Below are 15026 nucleotides of genomic sequence, written 5' to 3' on the forward strand. Positions count from 1 at the left end.
TCTATATGATACAAACGAAAGAAAAAATAAAAGTTATGCGTGCGGAAGACCTTCCTATTCAAATCGGTAAAGAAGTGCAAATGAAAGGTATGTCTATCGCCCTATTCCGCCTTTCAAATGGAGATATTCGAGCTGTAGAAAATCGTTGTCCTCATAAAAACGGACCGTTAGCAGAAGGAATTGTATCTGGAGAATTCGTCTTTTGTCCACTGCATGATTGGAAAATCTCATTAATAACAGGTGAAGTTCAAAAACCTGATGACGGCTGTATCCAAACATACGAAGTAGAAGTTATTGATGGTGACATTTATATAAACATGTAATTTACGAAAGGAAGCCTCCTCTGGCTTCCTTTTAAATAAAAATAGAAGAGGTGCGATTATGAACGGATATGTATATTTAGTTGGTGCAGGACCAGGTGATGAAGGGCTTATTACAAAGAAAGCGATAGATTGTTTAAAGCGTGCAGATATCGTTTTATATGACCGTTTATTAAACCCTTTCTTTCTTAGTTATACAAAAGAAACATGTGAACTTATTTATTGCGGCAAAATGCCAAAGAATCATATTATGCGACAAGAAATGATTAACGCCCACCTCCTTCAATTCGCACAAGAAGGAAAAATCGTTGTCCGATTAAAGGGCGGAGATCCATCTATTTTTGGCCGCGTTGGTGAAGAAGCAGAAACTTTAGCAGCAGCGAACGTTCCATATGAAATCGTACCAGGTATTACATCTAGCATCGCCGCTAGTAGCTATGCAGGTATCCCCCTCACCCACCGTAACTACAGTAATAGCGTCACTTTATTAACTGGGCATGCAAAAGGCCCTTTAACCGATCATGGAAAATATAATTCATCCCACAATAGCGACACAATTGCCTACTACATGGGTATAAAAAACTTACCTACAATTTGTGAAAACTTACTACAAGCAGGAAAGAAAAAAGATACGCCAGTAGCCGTCATTGAATGGGGTACAACCGGAAAGCAGCGCGTTGTCACAGGAACACTTTCAACCATTGTTCCTATCGTCAAAAACGAGAATATTTCAAATCCAGCCATGACAATTGTTGGTGATGTCGTTTCCTTACGTAATCAAATCGCTTGGAAAGAATGTAAACCATTACACGGTAAAAAAGTTTTATTTGCATCCGCAACAAATAAAACAAGTTCAATGGTGCAAAAGTTACAAGAAGCCGGTGCAGAAATATATCAAATTCCAACTTTCAAAAAGGAAGAATACACATTAACATTTGAACAAATCAATGAAATTTTTAACGTTGATCGCCTTGTTTTTTGTTCAGCTGAAAGTGTAGAAATATTGATGCGATCATGTAGTAAACATCAGAAAGATGTTCGTTCCTTACAGGCGAAACTGCAATATTTGAACGTTGCCACTCAAGAAAAACTGATGCAATATGGGCTACTAAGTAAACAAGCAGAGTTCTCTTCCGATACTACTGTTTATTTAGGCAGAAATATTAATCGGATTGCTTTTATTCAAGAGAAAATTGGTGCCGGGTCATATATGATGACTCATGCGTATACAATTGATCATCGTTTCGATGAAGTCCATTCTCGTATGCTTTCTGAATTCTCATGGGATAGTATTGTATTTGAAGGGCGTGCCTCAATTGATACATTTCTATCAGAAATAAAACGCCTTGGCTTTATCGATATTCTTACTCTTCCCTTCTCATATACCGATATTCCAACTTTACACTATGCGAAGAAAGTCGGGTTTCATAACGTAGATCAACAATTACAAGACATGATTATGAAGAAAGACATGGTGGGACAATGAAAGGAATTGTATATGTTGGACACGGTAGTCGCCTGCAAGAAGGTAATGAACAATTCATTCACTTTATTCAATCTGTTATGAAAGAACGTAACGAACAGATTCAAAAAATAGCTTTCCTAGAACTAACGACACCTACCATTCAAGATGCAGTTACAGAAACGATACTAGAGGGCGCAACTGAAATAATGATTGTACCTGTTTTATTATTTGCAGCAGCTCACTATAAACGTGATATTCCTTTTGAAATAGAGCAACTACAAAAGAAATATCCTCAAATAACATTTTCAGTTGTACCACCTTTTAGTACGCATCCACATATGGTTGAACTTGTAGTAAAAAGAATACGTGAAGCTATGCCAAAGCAAGATAGTAGTATTTTACTCGTAGGACGAGGCAGTAGTGATCCACAGCCGATACATGAGTTACAACAAATCGGAGCTGCTGTCGAACGAAAACTCGGTATGCAAGTATCGTGCTCCTTTTTAACGAAAGGAACACCCTCTTTTACTGCTGAGCTCAAGACTATAACATCTACGGCATCCCATGTATATGTCATGCCGTATCTTCTCTTTACCGGACTGTTGCTTCAAAAAATTAAGTTGCATACAAAAAAATATGCTCACATCACGACTTGTAACTGTCTTCAGTTTGATACATATATGAAATTGACATTATTAGAACGAATGGAGGAATGTGTGTATGTATGACATGTACCCTCTTATGCTTAACCTAAATAAAAAAGTAGTTGTTATAGTTGGTGGAGGTAAAATTGCATATCGAAAAGCGTCTGGATTAAAAGATACAGGCGCTTTTGTGACCGTTGTCAGCCCAGAAATTTGCGAGGAAATGAAGGAACTACCTTTTATTACTTGGAAGCAAAAAACTTTTAGTAATGATGATATTAAAGATGCTCACCTTATTTACGCAGCTACAAATCAACATGATGTAAATATGATGGTCAAACAAGCTGCCCATGATTTTCAATGGGTTAACGTTGTAAGTGATGGTACAGAATCATCGTTTCACACACCGGGTGTCATACGAAATGGTGAATATGTTGTAACGATTTCAACTTCAGGTAAAGATCCATCGTTTACAAAGCGTTTGAAGCAGGAACTAACATCTATATTTCCTAAACTTATAAAAAAGCTTTCTCGTACTCACAAATAATAATCTATTTCTTAGCTAAAATAGTAATTCCCTTTGGACAAACGTTTTTTAGAAGCGTTTGTTCTTTTTGTATTGGTTCCTTTTTTGAATTAAGCCGCTTGATTATCAGGCATGGTACAATTGTAAACGACACCTAATATATCAAAGACTGTTTTCCTCTCATATCGATGGGATTTCCGTCCATCATTTACCGCCTCAAATCTATTCGGTTTTAAACGTATATTCAAAACAAAATATATGACAAATAAATAACGACAGTTACTGTAATTATGCTGAAAAGTGTTGAAAATAAAACGATTTGTGCATGTAGTTCAGGCTCTATTTGATACTCCATAGCAATGGTTGATGTATTTCTTGAAGTAGGAAAAGAACTTGCAATAAATAATGATTGTGCAACAATACCATCAATGTTTAGTAGGTAGATCATGGCAAGTGCTAATAATGGTCCCATCAGTAGCCTTCCAATTAAAGCCCATGTTATGACTCGATGGAAAAAATTAAGCTTAATGTTGGATAATTGTGCTCCTAGCAATATGAGTGCTATTGCAACAAAACTATTCCCAAGCTGATTAAGAGGTAGAAAGATAGAATTAGGTATTTGAATTGTAAAAGATTGAAAGAGAACCCCTAATATGAGTGCATAAAACACAGGCAGTCTTAGAAATGATCGAATAATACTTCCGATTGTTTTTGTTGCTGATAGTAAGTTATATATCCCATACGAATAAGTTAAAATATTCTGAAAAATAACAATAAAAATTTGAATGGAAACCCCCACTGGATTGTGACTAAAAATCAATTGACTTACTGGTAATCCATAATTACCGGAATTCATTAACGAAATGCTATTTTTTAGAGCTGCACTTTCTCCTTTTTCTAACTTTAATGTTTTTGAAATGAAATGACTTACTATCATCACACTCAGACTGTAAAGCATTAAATAGTATATTATCTGGAGCAACAAACCTGTTTCTATACTAATATCATATATATTCACAAATACAGCTGCTGGCATCAAGCAATAAGTAATAAGTGTAGATAGCTGCTTTAAGTTAAATTGGAACTTTCTTTGTAAGATTGCACCAATTAGCATCAATATTAATATTGGTAATATTACGTCTAATATAATAAAAACAAACATTTAAAACCTCATTCTAAATATATTTTATTTGGATTAAACACTTTAAAAAATATGGACACATTTAATTCAAATGTAGACCCTGACGCTACCTAAAATACCATTTAAAAGCATTCGTATACAGGATGTTATCGGTAGCTTGTTCATCAAATAGCTGTTGAATCAATTTGATATCTGCATACTCAAAAGGTCTTTTCGCTCTGGTAGATGGTAAATCTGTTCCAAACATAAGTGCATCTGGGTTAACTTCATAAATCGACTTTAAGGCATTCTCAACATCTAATTCGACACGACCAAAACCAGTAGCTTTCACATGTACCCCTTTATCAACTAGTTTTAATAAATGTGGTAAACCTTCTTCTGATAACCCTAAATGATCAATTGATATAGCTGGTAACTTTTCTATAGTGGATGCAATTTCGGGCAACTCTTTTGCATCCATATAAAGCTCACTATGCCATCCTACTAATTCATGAACTCTTCTAGCAAAGTAATCCAACTTCGATAAATCTTCTGAACCACCTCTTTTAATATTAAAACGTAATGCTTTTATCCCATTTTCATTTAAATTTAGTATTTCTTCATCCGTCACTGTAGAAGGTAATTGTGTTACGCCACAAAATGTTGAACCCAACTGTTTTAGTGCCTTTAATAAATATTCTTGATCAAACCCTTGGAAAGAACCAGATACGATCGCTCCACCAATTACATTCAAATTAGGAGTTTCATTCTGATAGTCTTCTACAATAAAGTTGGGCGGAAAATATCCTTGGTTCTCAATAACCGGAAAATTAAAATCAATAATATGAAAATGTGCATCAAAAATTCTCATTTCATTTCCCTCCCCTCTCTTTTCTTTAACATATCAAATATGACTCATAAAGAAAATTATGGATTATTTATACAAATTCATAATCTTATCTTATCGACCTAAACTTTATTCTTTATTTTAAGTGTACTTTTTCACAATATCCATTAGCCTTACCAAAAAATCTGGCCCTAAAAAATATGAAGTTTTTTCTTGTTATAAATACCGTAATATATTTTTATATATAAATATATATTTTTTTAGAAAGGAGCGACTATTTATCGATTCGTTAGCGATCAATAGTCATCGTTTCATTCAAAAGTTATTACTTTCGTTCTCGTTATATTCCGAATGTTTTATGAGGATTTTTCGGTTGTTCATTTCAGTCTTATAACAATCGTACTGTTGCTTTTACTTTGGAAACTTTCAATAGACAATAAACTGAGTTCTCGATTGTTGAATTAGATTTAAGTTCATACATTTATCTCTTAATATCTTTATCTGTAGGCAAAACAATTGCAGCTATTATATAAAGTAACACTGTAAATCCGCTAGAAAAAAAGGCTGATAATGCAGTTACTATACGAAGGATACTAACATCAATTCCATACTTATCACTTAAACCACCTAATACACCTGATACTTGTTTATCTTGAGTAGACTTATATAATTTTTTCATCTAAACACCCCGATTCAATTAAATATTTGTATGTTAAAAATTAGTTCGATCTTTGGAAGAAATTTAAACTTTCTTTAACTAACCTGCCCTTTAATTGAATAACACCTGACATCTATATTTTAACATAAAATCCCATAAGCCTTCTTTTTTTCATTTTAAAACCACATTATTTTAGAAAACAAGCGTTTGTTGAGATATCAATAAAAAACATGTTGGAGCCTATTACTAAAAGAACCATACCAAAATACTTTGGGACGGTTCTTTTTCCTGATTAATGATTCTTTAACATCACTAACAGTTTCTCTTGGCTATACATCCATACTGTAATGATTAAACAAGCAAGTGCGACTTCTGATAATGCCATAAATCCAATTGCATAATGGCCTGTTAGTTGGAATAGTAAAGTTAAAATTAGCGGCGGGAAGAACCCTCCTAGTCCGCCTAAGGCTGAAACAAGTCCGTTTACAATCCCTGCTTGCTCTGAGAAGTACATTGGAACGAGTTTGAAAATTGTACCATTACCAATCCCTGCACAAAATGCGACTAGTAAGCAACCAAATGTATACACGTTCATACTAGGCATAAATGATAAAATAATACCTGAAAGTGTTAAACCGATAAATACGAAGATTAATATTTTAAATGGGTTAAATTTATCACCTAGCCAACCGCCAATTGGACGCATCATTGTTGCTAATACGATGAATCCAGCTGTCCGCATACCTGCATCCACTTTCTCTAATCCGAAGTGAGATACTAAAAAGTTTGGTAAGTATACTGTAAATGCGACAAATGATCCGAATGTTAAAAAGTAAAAGATACATAGAAACCAAAGTTTTTCATTTTTATATACACCTTGAATTTGTTCCATTAATGGTGTATTCACCTTTTTCTCCTTACGATCGCCTAATAAAAAGTTCATAAGTGCAAATGCTGCAAGTAAAACTAAATAACACTGTACTGTCGTTCTCCAGCCAACTGAAGTTGCAATGACAGGTGCTAAAAACGAAGTAATTGCTGTTCCGGCGTTACCGACACCGTAAATACCATTTACAAAACCGTGACTCTCTTTCGGAAAGTATTTCGGTAAAGATGTTACGCCTACAGAGAATACTGCGCCACCGATTCCGACAAATAATCCACCAATAATTAAATCCATCATTGAATTGGCAACACTAATATAAAAGACAGGAAATAATAATAGAATAAAACTAATAAAGAATAATTTTCTTGCTCCGAAACGATTTGTCCAATAACCAATTGGAATGCGAAGAACAGAACCTAAAATAACCGGTACTGCTGTTACCATAGAAATTTGTCCCGCAGTTAATGGAATATCCGCTTTAATATAAGGCATTAACGATGATAAAATGACCCATACCATAAAACCGATAACTAGATTAGAAGTTTGTAAACTTAATTGAAAATTAGGACTTTTCATCCTGTTCCCTCCTATGTATGCATAGTTATATTCATTCCCTCCAGCCTAATCACGTCCTAACATGATTAGGCTGAAAAGAATCAACCACCACTTACTGGCGGAATCATTGCTATAACATCGCCAGTTTGAATGATGTCATCCTCTAGTGCATACTCTTCATTGATAGCGACCATGATCTCACTTGAAATCGCTACATTGTATTTCTTAATGAGCACTTCCTTTAGTTCAGCAACCGTAATATTTTCACAATCTATGTGTAATGCTGGCTTACTTACTTCTTCTTGTAAATGTGCAAATAATAGTACTTCAATCATATTCTCATCTCCTTTCCAGGCTCACCATTTGCATATGCTACCTTCTCTAACTGATCACCAATCCATGATTCACCATCTTCCCAGAACTCTTTCTTCCAAATGGGAACAATTTGTTTTATACGCTCCATAATATATTCGTTTGCCTCATAGGCAGCTTCCCGGTGTGGTGTAGAAACAGCGACGACAACAGCAAAATCAGAAATTTGTAATGTACCAATGCGATGTGTAATGGCGACATATGTCTCAGGCCACTTCTCTCCTACTTCGGTGCCAATTTTCTCAAGCTGTTTTTCTGCCATTGTTTTATATGCTACATACTCTAAATATAGTGTACGACGGCCTTTCGTAAATTCTCTAACAGTACCAATGAAAGTAGTAACTGCGCCGCATTCACGACGAATTACTTTGTTTGTAACTTCTTCAATTGAAATAGGTGTATCAATTACTTCATAATACGTATGTGTCATCTTGCACCTCTTATCTTTGTATAAGTTAGTAATCTATTTTTCTATTATTTGTATGATCGAAGTGGTTCTTCCCAAGGCCACTCACTTCCGGCGTTTGATTCTAATAAAAGTACCGAAACAGTAATTCCTGCTTCAAATCCTCTCGTTCCTCCCGGCAGGACGATACATGCGTTCGCCTCTGCAAGTGAAGAAATGGCACTAGATTTGTCTAAACCAACTGGTGTCACTTGCAATTTTCCATCTACAATTTCCACTTTCCCTCTTACAAAACGAGTAAATGGGTTTGCTTTCGGAAAATCTTTCTGTAAAATTGCTTCCGCTCGATATACATGCGGATCTTTCTTATGCAAGTATGTTCTAATGACTGGCCTAACATATAATTCACAACCGACATAACAAGCAGAAGGGTTACCAGATAGACCAAATAGTAGTTTTCCTTCTAACTCAGCTACAGTTGTCACACTTCCTGGTCGCATCGCTATTTTGTTAAAAAGTACATTAGCTTGTAACCTTTCATAAATAGCAGGTAAATAGTCATAGTCTCCTACTGAAACACCACCAGTTGTAATTAAAATATCGACTTCTTTTATCGCTTTTTTTACAGTGTTATAACACGTCTCAAAATCGTCAGCGAATTGTCCATAATACTGTACAACTCCGCCCGCTCGTTCAATTTGAGCAGCAATCATATAAGAGTTACTATTTCGTATCTTCCCTGACTTTAATTGTTCATGTACTTCAAGTAATTCACTCCCTGTCGTCACAATCCCAACAACTGGGTGTTTTACAACATGTACTACACTATAACCAAACGTAGCAAGAAGCGCTGCTACTCCAGGGTTAATAACAGTCCCTTTTCTCACAAGAATGCTATTTTGTTTTACATCCTCTCCTTTAAAAGAAATGTTATCCCCAGAAGAGAAAGAACGTTTTAATTTCATATATGTCTTTTCGTTTTCTTCAAATCCTTCCGTTAGCTCAAACATAACAACAGCATTACACCCGGCTGGAATTGCCGCACCTGTCATTATACGGACAGCTTGAAATGGTTTCACTTCTTCTGTAAAAACAAAACCTGCTCCAATTTCGCCAATCACTTCAAACTGAATGGGGTTACTGCTACTTGCTTCTATTGTATCTTCCGCTCGAATTGCAAACCCATCGTACGGAGAGCGATCAAAATGCGGAACATCATGGTCTGCATTAACATCTTCTCCTAGCGTTCTACCGTAGCTTTCTATAAGAGAAACCTTTTCTATTTCACCCTGGTAGGCATATTCCATTACACGTGCAACTGCTTCTGCCACTGGAATTGGTATACGTTTTTCTAACATTTTTTCACCTCGTTTTAATAAATTGAAACCCTCTTACTCTTTATCCCATATATTTTGCGTATAATCGTTTTGCTATTTTCACATCATTTGTCCCATGAATAAATGCCCTACCGTCTGTAAATAAAACGAAACGATATTGATCAATTAGAAATGATAGTAAGTACGGTGTTTTTTGGACATGTACACTTTTTTGTAATCGTTTTTGAATTTCGGTTAAATTAAGATCTCTCTTTATTCCTGAACGGATTTGAACTGTATTCCGTCCGCATAACACTTCCGTTTTCATTTGCGCTTCAAATGCTAGACTTGGATACGTTCGTGATTTCCCGCAAGATGGACATGTACTTTTTCTCTGTCTATTTACTTTTAATGAGAGATATTGAATGTTCCAAATATCAAATGATAACATTGTTCCTCGCAGCGCCTCAAAATCATCCACCAATATTTTTATCGCCTCTGTTACTTGGTGAGCAACAACCATTTGTACAGCTGGCTGAATAATTCCGGCTGTATCGCATGTTGCACCGCCCATAGGATGATCCATCAGACAGCGAAAACATGGTGTTTTCCCAGGAAGAATTGTATACGTTACACCGTAACTTCCAATGCAGCCACCATATATCCAAGGTATATTTTCTTTTTGTGAAATGTCATTTATAAGTAGGCGCGTATCGAAATTGTCAGTCGCATCTATTATAAGATCCACTTCTTTTGTTAACTCTGCTATTTCTTGCATTGTGACATCCGTTACAACTGGTATAATTTTCACTTCAGAATTAATCTTTCTTACATGTTCTGCCGCTGCAATTGCTTTCGGTTTACACTGGTGTACATCTTCTTCTGTATATAACTGTTGCCGCTGTAAATTACTCCATTCGACGTAATCACGGTCGGCAATTGTCAATTTCCCAATTCCCATCCTTACGAGTGCTTCTGCATTTGCAGCTCCTAGTGCACCCGCACCGATTAAGAGCACATGCTTTTCTCTTATTTTTCTTTGACCCATTTCACCAATTCCAGAAAACAATACTTGCCTTGAATATCGCCCTTGCATAGGGAATCCTCCTTTCGCTATCCCCCAATGTATGACATTTCAACTTTTGGACGTTTATTTGTACTTTCCGCCGTTCTTTCATCTGAATATCGATCTGTTCTATATCGCCACGTATGTTGTAAAATTTTTAATAGTGATGCATCAGGAATATTTTCTCGAAGAAGCGTTCGTAAATCCGTTCCTTTCGTTCCAAATAGGCACGTAAAAAACTTACCGTCTGCCGAAATACGAGCTCTCGTACAAGAGGAACAAAATGACTCAGATACTGAAGTAATAAATCCAACTTCTGCATCGCTCCCTACATATCGATACAATTTCGCAACTTCTCCAAAATAACGAGGTGTAACAGGTTCAATCGGATATACGCGATTAATCTTCTCTATTAATTGTTCCTTCGTAATAACTTGTTCAAAATTCCATCCGTTCGTACTGCCCACATCCATAAACTCAATGAAACGTAACTGTATTTCTTGTTCTTTAAAATAACGAGCCATATGAAGAATTTGACTATCATTCATCCCTTTTTTTACGACCATATTTACCTTTACTTCTAATCCAGCAGTCTTTGCTGCTTCAATTCCTTTCAGTACAGGTTTTGTACTTACATTTCTTCCGTTAATTTTTTGGAAGACATGGTCCTCTATCGCATCTAAACTAATATTTACACGTTTTAATCCCGCCTCTTTTAGCGCCTTAGCTTGTTTTGCTAAATGTATACCGTTTGTTGTGAGCCCAATATCTTTTAAACCTTCTAGCTTTGTAAGACTTGCAATTAACTGCGGTAAGTCTTTACGCAATAAAGGTTCGCCGCCAGTAAGCCTAATTTTATTGACTCCCATACTTATAAACAATCTTGCTAATCTTTCTATTTCATCGAACGTTAATAAAAACTCTTCTTGTAAAAAAGCGTAATGAGGCCCGAACACTTCAGCAGGCATACAATATGTGCACCTAAAATTACAACGATCAATAACTGAAATACGTAAATCTTGAAGTGGTCGTTCTAAAGAATCTTTCATTTTCTCGTGCATCTATATCCCTTCTTTTCTGCTGCAATCCTTAGTAAGCTTTCAATTTTTTTATTTGCCTTCATTATAAAAAAGAAGCGACATATTCAATGTGACTTTTCTCACATTACTTTCCCCATTCAAAAATTCTTCACAAATCTGTTCGAATTTTGTTCACATCTCCATCCCCTTACTACTTACGGTCATTGAAATTTTACATTATTTTTAAAATAGCTCTTGCATTTTCAGCATATTTACACTCAAAATAGGAAATGTATTGCTTATAAGAAGAAAGGTGATTGCTGTGACAAACAGTATGACATTATCTCAAGATTTAAAGGAATTACTTGCATCTGTTGAATATAAAATGCAGATTAAAAAAGGAAGTTTTATTTTTCAAGAAGGTATGGACGCGACAGAACTCTATATCGTCCACTCAGGAAAAGTACAAATTAGTAAACTAAGTGCTGACGGGCAAGAATTAACACTTCGGATTTGTTCGGAATATGACATTATCGGAGAATTAACATTGTTCACGGACAATGCGAAGTATTTATTAAATTCAAAATGCCTTGAAGATGTTGAAGTAGGCGTTATAAAGCGTGAAGCGTTAGAAAAAGCATTACTCCAAAAGCCCGCACTTGTATTTGAATTTATGAAATGGATTAGTGAACATTTAAGAAGAATGCAGACGAAGTTTCGAGATTTAGTATTACACGGCAAAAAAGGTGCCCTATATTCTACTCTCATACGAATGACAAATAGTTATGGTGTGTTAAAAGAAAATGGAATTCTCATCGATTTACCATTAACGAATCAAGAACTTGCTAATTTCTGTGCAACTTCGCGTGAAAGTGTAAATCGAATGTTAAATGATTTGAAAAAAAAGGGTACAATTTCTATTCATAAAGGAAAGATTACAATTCATGATTTACAATTTTTAAAATGTGAAATTGCTTGTGAAGATTGCTCTGCTTCTGTTTGTAGCATTGATTAGCATCTTATTTAGATGCTAATCTTTTTTCATATTAAGCTACTTGTTAATTTTCACGTATACGTTTCTCTCCCTATCACCATCAAGCTAAGTAAAGGAAATGCCCCAAAACGAAAAACAAACCGTTTCCTATCAAAAACACACGAATTTTCAGCCTGTGGGTGTTATAAACTTCTTAAGTTGATGGGTATAGCATAGCGTCAGAAAAATGCAGATTTACAACATTAAGGAATTTCCAGTATTAAAAAGCCTAATTTCTTAACATCAACCTAAATTCTTCGTTATATAAATCTCATTTAAACAACTTTATATGAATATAAAATATTGTTAAAATCGTAAATTTTCTGCATCACTCACTTATTCCAGATGTGTTTTTTCCTTTCTTGAAGGCATGAATTTAGTTACCATGTCCTGATAGGTTGCCTGTTCGTTTCCGATTTTGACATCAGTAATAAAAATCTTTCGTTCTTTTACAGGACCAGGTTTCGTTTGGCCGTACTTCGGTTTCCACTGTGGGTGGTAAATCCCTGTCTTTAAGTAAGGTGTACGCGCTCGTGTAGCATAGGCATTTGGACCTTGCACTTCCCATACAATTTTTCCATCTTTCCATATTTGTAACAATCCGTTATTCCCTGATGACCACTTTGCATGGATTATCCAAGAAGACCAGATTCCTTTTTGCACAACTTCATCCAATGTCTTAAAATCGCGTTGTATATTCGTAGTAGGACCAAATGCGCGTTGTATACTCCATCTATCGCCTTTCACTGCGATAGCCAATTCCGGAAAATCCCTATTCACTCGCTCACTGCCGAGTACAGCGTGCCATTGCATGACGATATCGACCCCACTGTCAGTGTCAAACATCCAATCCTGCGGGATATAAATCTGTGCCGTATACCAACGTTCGTGAAACCCTTCTTCGTATGGCTGTGCAATTTCTGAACGTAACTGTCCTTGTGAATGCGCAACAACGAACTGAACTGCTTTGTGATTACTCATCATGTCGGGCGCATCTACTACACGTACACGTTGTGTGATCGTATTATTATCTAGGTTGACGCGGTCTTCCGGGTTGTTAATAGCTATTTTCCATTTTTGTAGTCCAGATTGAAAGCTGTCTTTGAACATGATAGCATCGTTTGTTTCCTTAAACTTCTTTTCATTTTTGGAGATTTCTGATTGAGCCATTGTCTCTCTTTGATTAGTTAATACCATACTGACTACAAACAAGACACATATACTAAGAATTTTTTTCATTTTTCATCACATTCCACTTCATAATGTAGTGTATACTTCGCATCCGATTTGTTCTGGTCCTTTAACGGAATAAGGAACAAATATATTTTCCCCTTCGAAAGCTTTTTATATAATAAGGTACTAAATAAACTTGATTTACAGTCATATCTCCTTCTTTGTAATACACATTTTTTTCTGACTAGTGGTATTTTATTAAATTCTTAAGTTTATGGGCATGGTTTATCTCCCCTATATAAAAAACGAGGCCTTCCATATTAGACCTCGTTTCGTTATAGCCATTAGCTCCTATCCGTTTACAGCAGTATTATTTTTTCAATTCATTAGGAATACGTCTTCTGTAAATCACATAACTACGGCTTACATATTTAATTGGGGCACTAAATACATGTACTAGTCTTGTAAATGGCCATACTGCGAAAAGCCCTAAGCCTGCCAGAATATGAATTTTAAACCATACAGGTACTTCCGTCATATATTCAACTTTCGGTTGGAAAATAAAGAGACTTCGGAACCAAGGACCTATCGTTGTACGATAATCAAATCCTTTTGAGTCGATGTTTAAAAATGTTGAAGAAAGCCCTGCCATCATAACGATAAGTAATAAAATAAGCGCAATATAATCTCCCTTTGTACTCGTTGCAATGATGCGTTTTACCGTTACACGGCGGTATGTTAATATAATTAAACCGATGATAGAAGCAACACCTGCCGGAAGCCCGAAACTAATTGCTACTACATGATACATATGCTCAGAAATACCTATTGAGCGATATACAGCTTCTGGAATTAAAATCCCCATAACATGACCGCCAATTACGAACATGATCCCAAAGTGGAATAATATACTTCCGATTCGGAGCATTTTCTTTTCTAATAGTTCACTAGATTTTGATGTCCATCCAAATTGATCATAGTTGTATCTGAAAATATGTCCACCGATAAAGATTGCAAAAATGATATAGGGAAACAATACCCATAGAAATTGATCCATCATTTTAACAACTCTCCTTTCTAATTTGTCTGTACACCCCATGCATCGATAGCGAGTAGAACAGCCGCAAGAATTGGTTCATACATACTATCTGCTTCTTTTAACTGAACGTGTAATGCTTGTATGTTCCCCTTGTATTTACTCATAATTGGTTCACTGTCTTGCTCATTTGCATTTGCAAAAAACTCGAGTAATAGCGGTAAATAATCAGGGAGTTCTTTATCTGTTACTTCAAAACCAGATTTTTTATAATGTTGTTTTAACTCTAGTAATTCAATACCTCTTTCTCTTTGTTCACCAGTGTTCATATAAGTAAGATACATATTTGTTTTCTTACCAAAATCGAATGTATATACGTAACTGTCAATGAGTTGATCATTCGTTTTATCTAGCACCTGTTTTACAAATGCTGTAAGTGATACTTTAACGTCTTCCTGTTCAATTGCTGCAATCTCTTCTTGTAATTCAGTTACATCTTCTCTCCACCCTAGTTCCGGGTAGGAGAGAAGGAATGAAGAACAGGAAAAAGCAGTTTGTAAACTTTGTTTCATATTTTTCTGCCT

General features: G+C 35.6%; 17 protein-coding genes. 5 read left to right on the plus strand and 12 right to left on the minus strand.

Annotated features, from left to right (window positions below; all coding sequences use genetic code 11):
* Positions 1 to 5 precede the first annotated feature (5 nt).
* The 4 genes from nirD to QEP67_RS17130 are packed head-to-tail and all read left to right on the plus strand — an operon-like array spanning position 6 to position 2976.
* Complete coding sequence (nirD, locus tag QEP67_RS17115; RefSeq protein WP_000616689.1) at positions 6 to 323, plus strand: nitrite reductase small subunit NirD; 318 nt, start codon at positions 6 to 8, stop codon at positions 321 to 323.
* 58 nt (positions 324 to 381) lie between these two features.
* On the plus strand, positions 382 to 1806 hold the full coding sequence (locus tag QEP67_RS17120; RefSeq protein WP_001014922.1) for a uroporphyrin-III C-methyltransferase: 1425 nt from the start codon (positions 382 to 384) through the stop codon (positions 1804 to 1806).
* Positions 1803 to 2513, plus strand: coding sequence for a sirohydrochlorin chelatase (locus QEP67_RS17125; protein ID WP_000676445.1), 711 nt, complete (start codon positions 1803 to 1805; stop codon positions 2511 to 2513). The genes QEP67_RS17120 and QEP67_RS17125 overlap by 4 nt, the downstream gene beginning before the upstream one ends.
* The gene (locus QEP67_RS17130) at positions 2506 to 2976 is read left to right on the plus strand and encodes a precorrin-2 dehydrogenase (protein WP_000272176.1); all 471 of its coding nucleotides are present in this window, start codon (positions 2506 to 2508) and stop codon (positions 2974 to 2976) included. Before QEP67_RS17125 ends, QEP67_RS17130 begins: the two co-directional genes overlap by 8 nt.
* Positions 2977 to 3199: 223 nt before the next feature.
* On the opposite strand, the gene QEP67_RS17135 is transcribed toward QEP67_RS17130, so the two are convergent.
* The 9 genes from QEP67_RS17135 to moaA all read right to left on the minus strand — a co-directional run bounded on the left by QEP67_RS17135 (position 3200) and on the right by moaA (position 11242).
* Entirely contained in the window at positions 3200 to 4117 is a 918-nt protein-coding gene (locus QEP67_RS17135) for an AEC family transporter (RefSeq protein ID WP_000497511.1), read from the minus strand.
* Positions 4118 to 4202: 85 nt separating this feature from the next.
* Entirely contained in the window at positions 4203 to 4946 is a 744-nt protein-coding gene (locus QEP67_RS17140; protein WP_001217843.1) for an amidohydrolase family protein, read from the minus strand.
* 457 nt (positions 4947 to 5403) lie between these two features.
* Positions 5404 to 5601, minus strand: a complete 198-nt coding sequence (locus QEP67_RS17145; RefSeq protein WP_000737851.1) for a PspC domain-containing protein — start codon at positions 5599 to 5601, stop codon at positions 5404 to 5406.
* A 271-nt stretch (positions 5602 to 5872) separates the two neighbouring features.
* Positions 5873 to 7042, minus strand: coding sequence for a nitrate transporter NarK (narK, locus tag QEP67_RS17150; protein WP_000841868.1), 1170 nt, complete (start codon positions 7040 to 7042; stop codon positions 5873 to 5875).
* Between the two features lie 80 nt (positions 7043 to 7122).
* On the minus strand, positions 7123 to 7356 hold the full coding sequence (gene moaD / locus QEP67_RS17155; RefSeq protein WP_000573670.1) for a molybdopterin converting factor subunit 1: 234 nt from the start codon (positions 7354 to 7356) through the stop codon (positions 7123 to 7125).
* Positions 7353 to 7823: a molybdenum cofactor biosynthesis protein MoaE gene (locus QEP67_RS17160; RefSeq protein WP_000149968.1), complete on the minus strand. Its 471-nt coding sequence runs from the start codon at positions 7821 to 7823 to the stop codon at positions 7353 to 7355. Before QEP67_RS17160 ends, moaD begins: the two co-directional genes overlap by 4 nt.
* A gap of 44 nt (positions 7824 to 7867) precedes the next feature.
* On the minus strand, positions 7868 to 9157 hold the full coding sequence (gene glp / locus QEP67_RS17165; RefSeq protein ID WP_000890790.1) for a gephyrin-like molybdotransferase Glp: 1290 nt from the start codon (positions 9155 to 9157) through the stop codon (positions 7868 to 7870).
* 40 nt (positions 9158 to 9197) lie between these two features.
* Positions 9198 to 10211 (minus strand): molybdopterin-synthase adenylyltransferase MoeB, encoded by a 1014-nt coding sequence (locus QEP67_RS17170; RefSeq protein WP_001162046.1) that lies wholly within the window; start codon positions 10209 to 10211, stop codon positions 9198 to 9200.
* Between the two features lie 17 nt (positions 10212 to 10228).
* Positions 10229 to 11242, minus strand: coding sequence for a GTP 3',8-cyclase MoaA (moaA, locus tag QEP67_RS17175; protein WP_064460244.1), 1014 nt, complete (start codon positions 11240 to 11242; stop codon positions 10229 to 10231).
* 280 nt (positions 11243 to 11522) lie between these two features.
* Here moaA and QEP67_RS17180 point away from each other — a divergent pair, with 280 nt between their 5' ends.
* Positions 11523 to 12215 (plus strand): Crp/Fnr family transcriptional regulator, encoded by a 693-nt coding sequence (locus tag QEP67_RS17180; RefSeq protein WP_000185192.1) that lies wholly within the window; start codon positions 11523 to 11525, stop codon positions 12213 to 12215.
* 354 nt (positions 12216 to 12569) lie between these two features.
* Here the strand turns inward: QEP67_RS17180 and QEP67_RS17185 are convergent, their stop codons facing one another.
* The 3 genes from QEP67_RS17185 to narJ all read right to left on the minus strand — a co-directional run bounded on the left by QEP67_RS17185 (position 12570) and on the right by narJ (position 15014).
* Complete coding sequence (locus QEP67_RS17185) at positions 12570 to 13445, minus strand: polysaccharide lyase (RefSeq protein WP_241033902.1); 876 nt, start codon at positions 13443 to 13445, stop codon at positions 12570 to 12572.
* A gap of 331 nt (positions 13446 to 13776) precedes the next feature.
* Entirely contained in the window at positions 13777 to 14466 is a 690-nt protein-coding gene (gene narI, locus QEP67_RS17190; RefSeq protein ID WP_000969202.1) for a respiratory nitrate reductase subunit gamma, read from the minus strand.
* Positions 14467 to 14483: 17 nt separating this feature from the next.
* Positions 14484 to 15014 (minus strand): nitrate reductase molybdenum cofactor assembly chaperone, encoded by a 531-nt coding sequence (narJ, locus tag QEP67_RS17195; protein ID WP_000814228.1) that lies wholly within the window; start codon positions 15012 to 15014, stop codon positions 14484 to 14486.
* Positions 15015 to 15026: the final 12 nt, after the last annotated feature.

Source organism: Bacillus cereus group sp. MS39, assembly GCF_040448665.1.
Lineage (GTDB): Bacteria > Bacillota > Bacilli > Bacillales > Bacillaceae_G > Bacillus_A > Bacillus_A wiedmannii.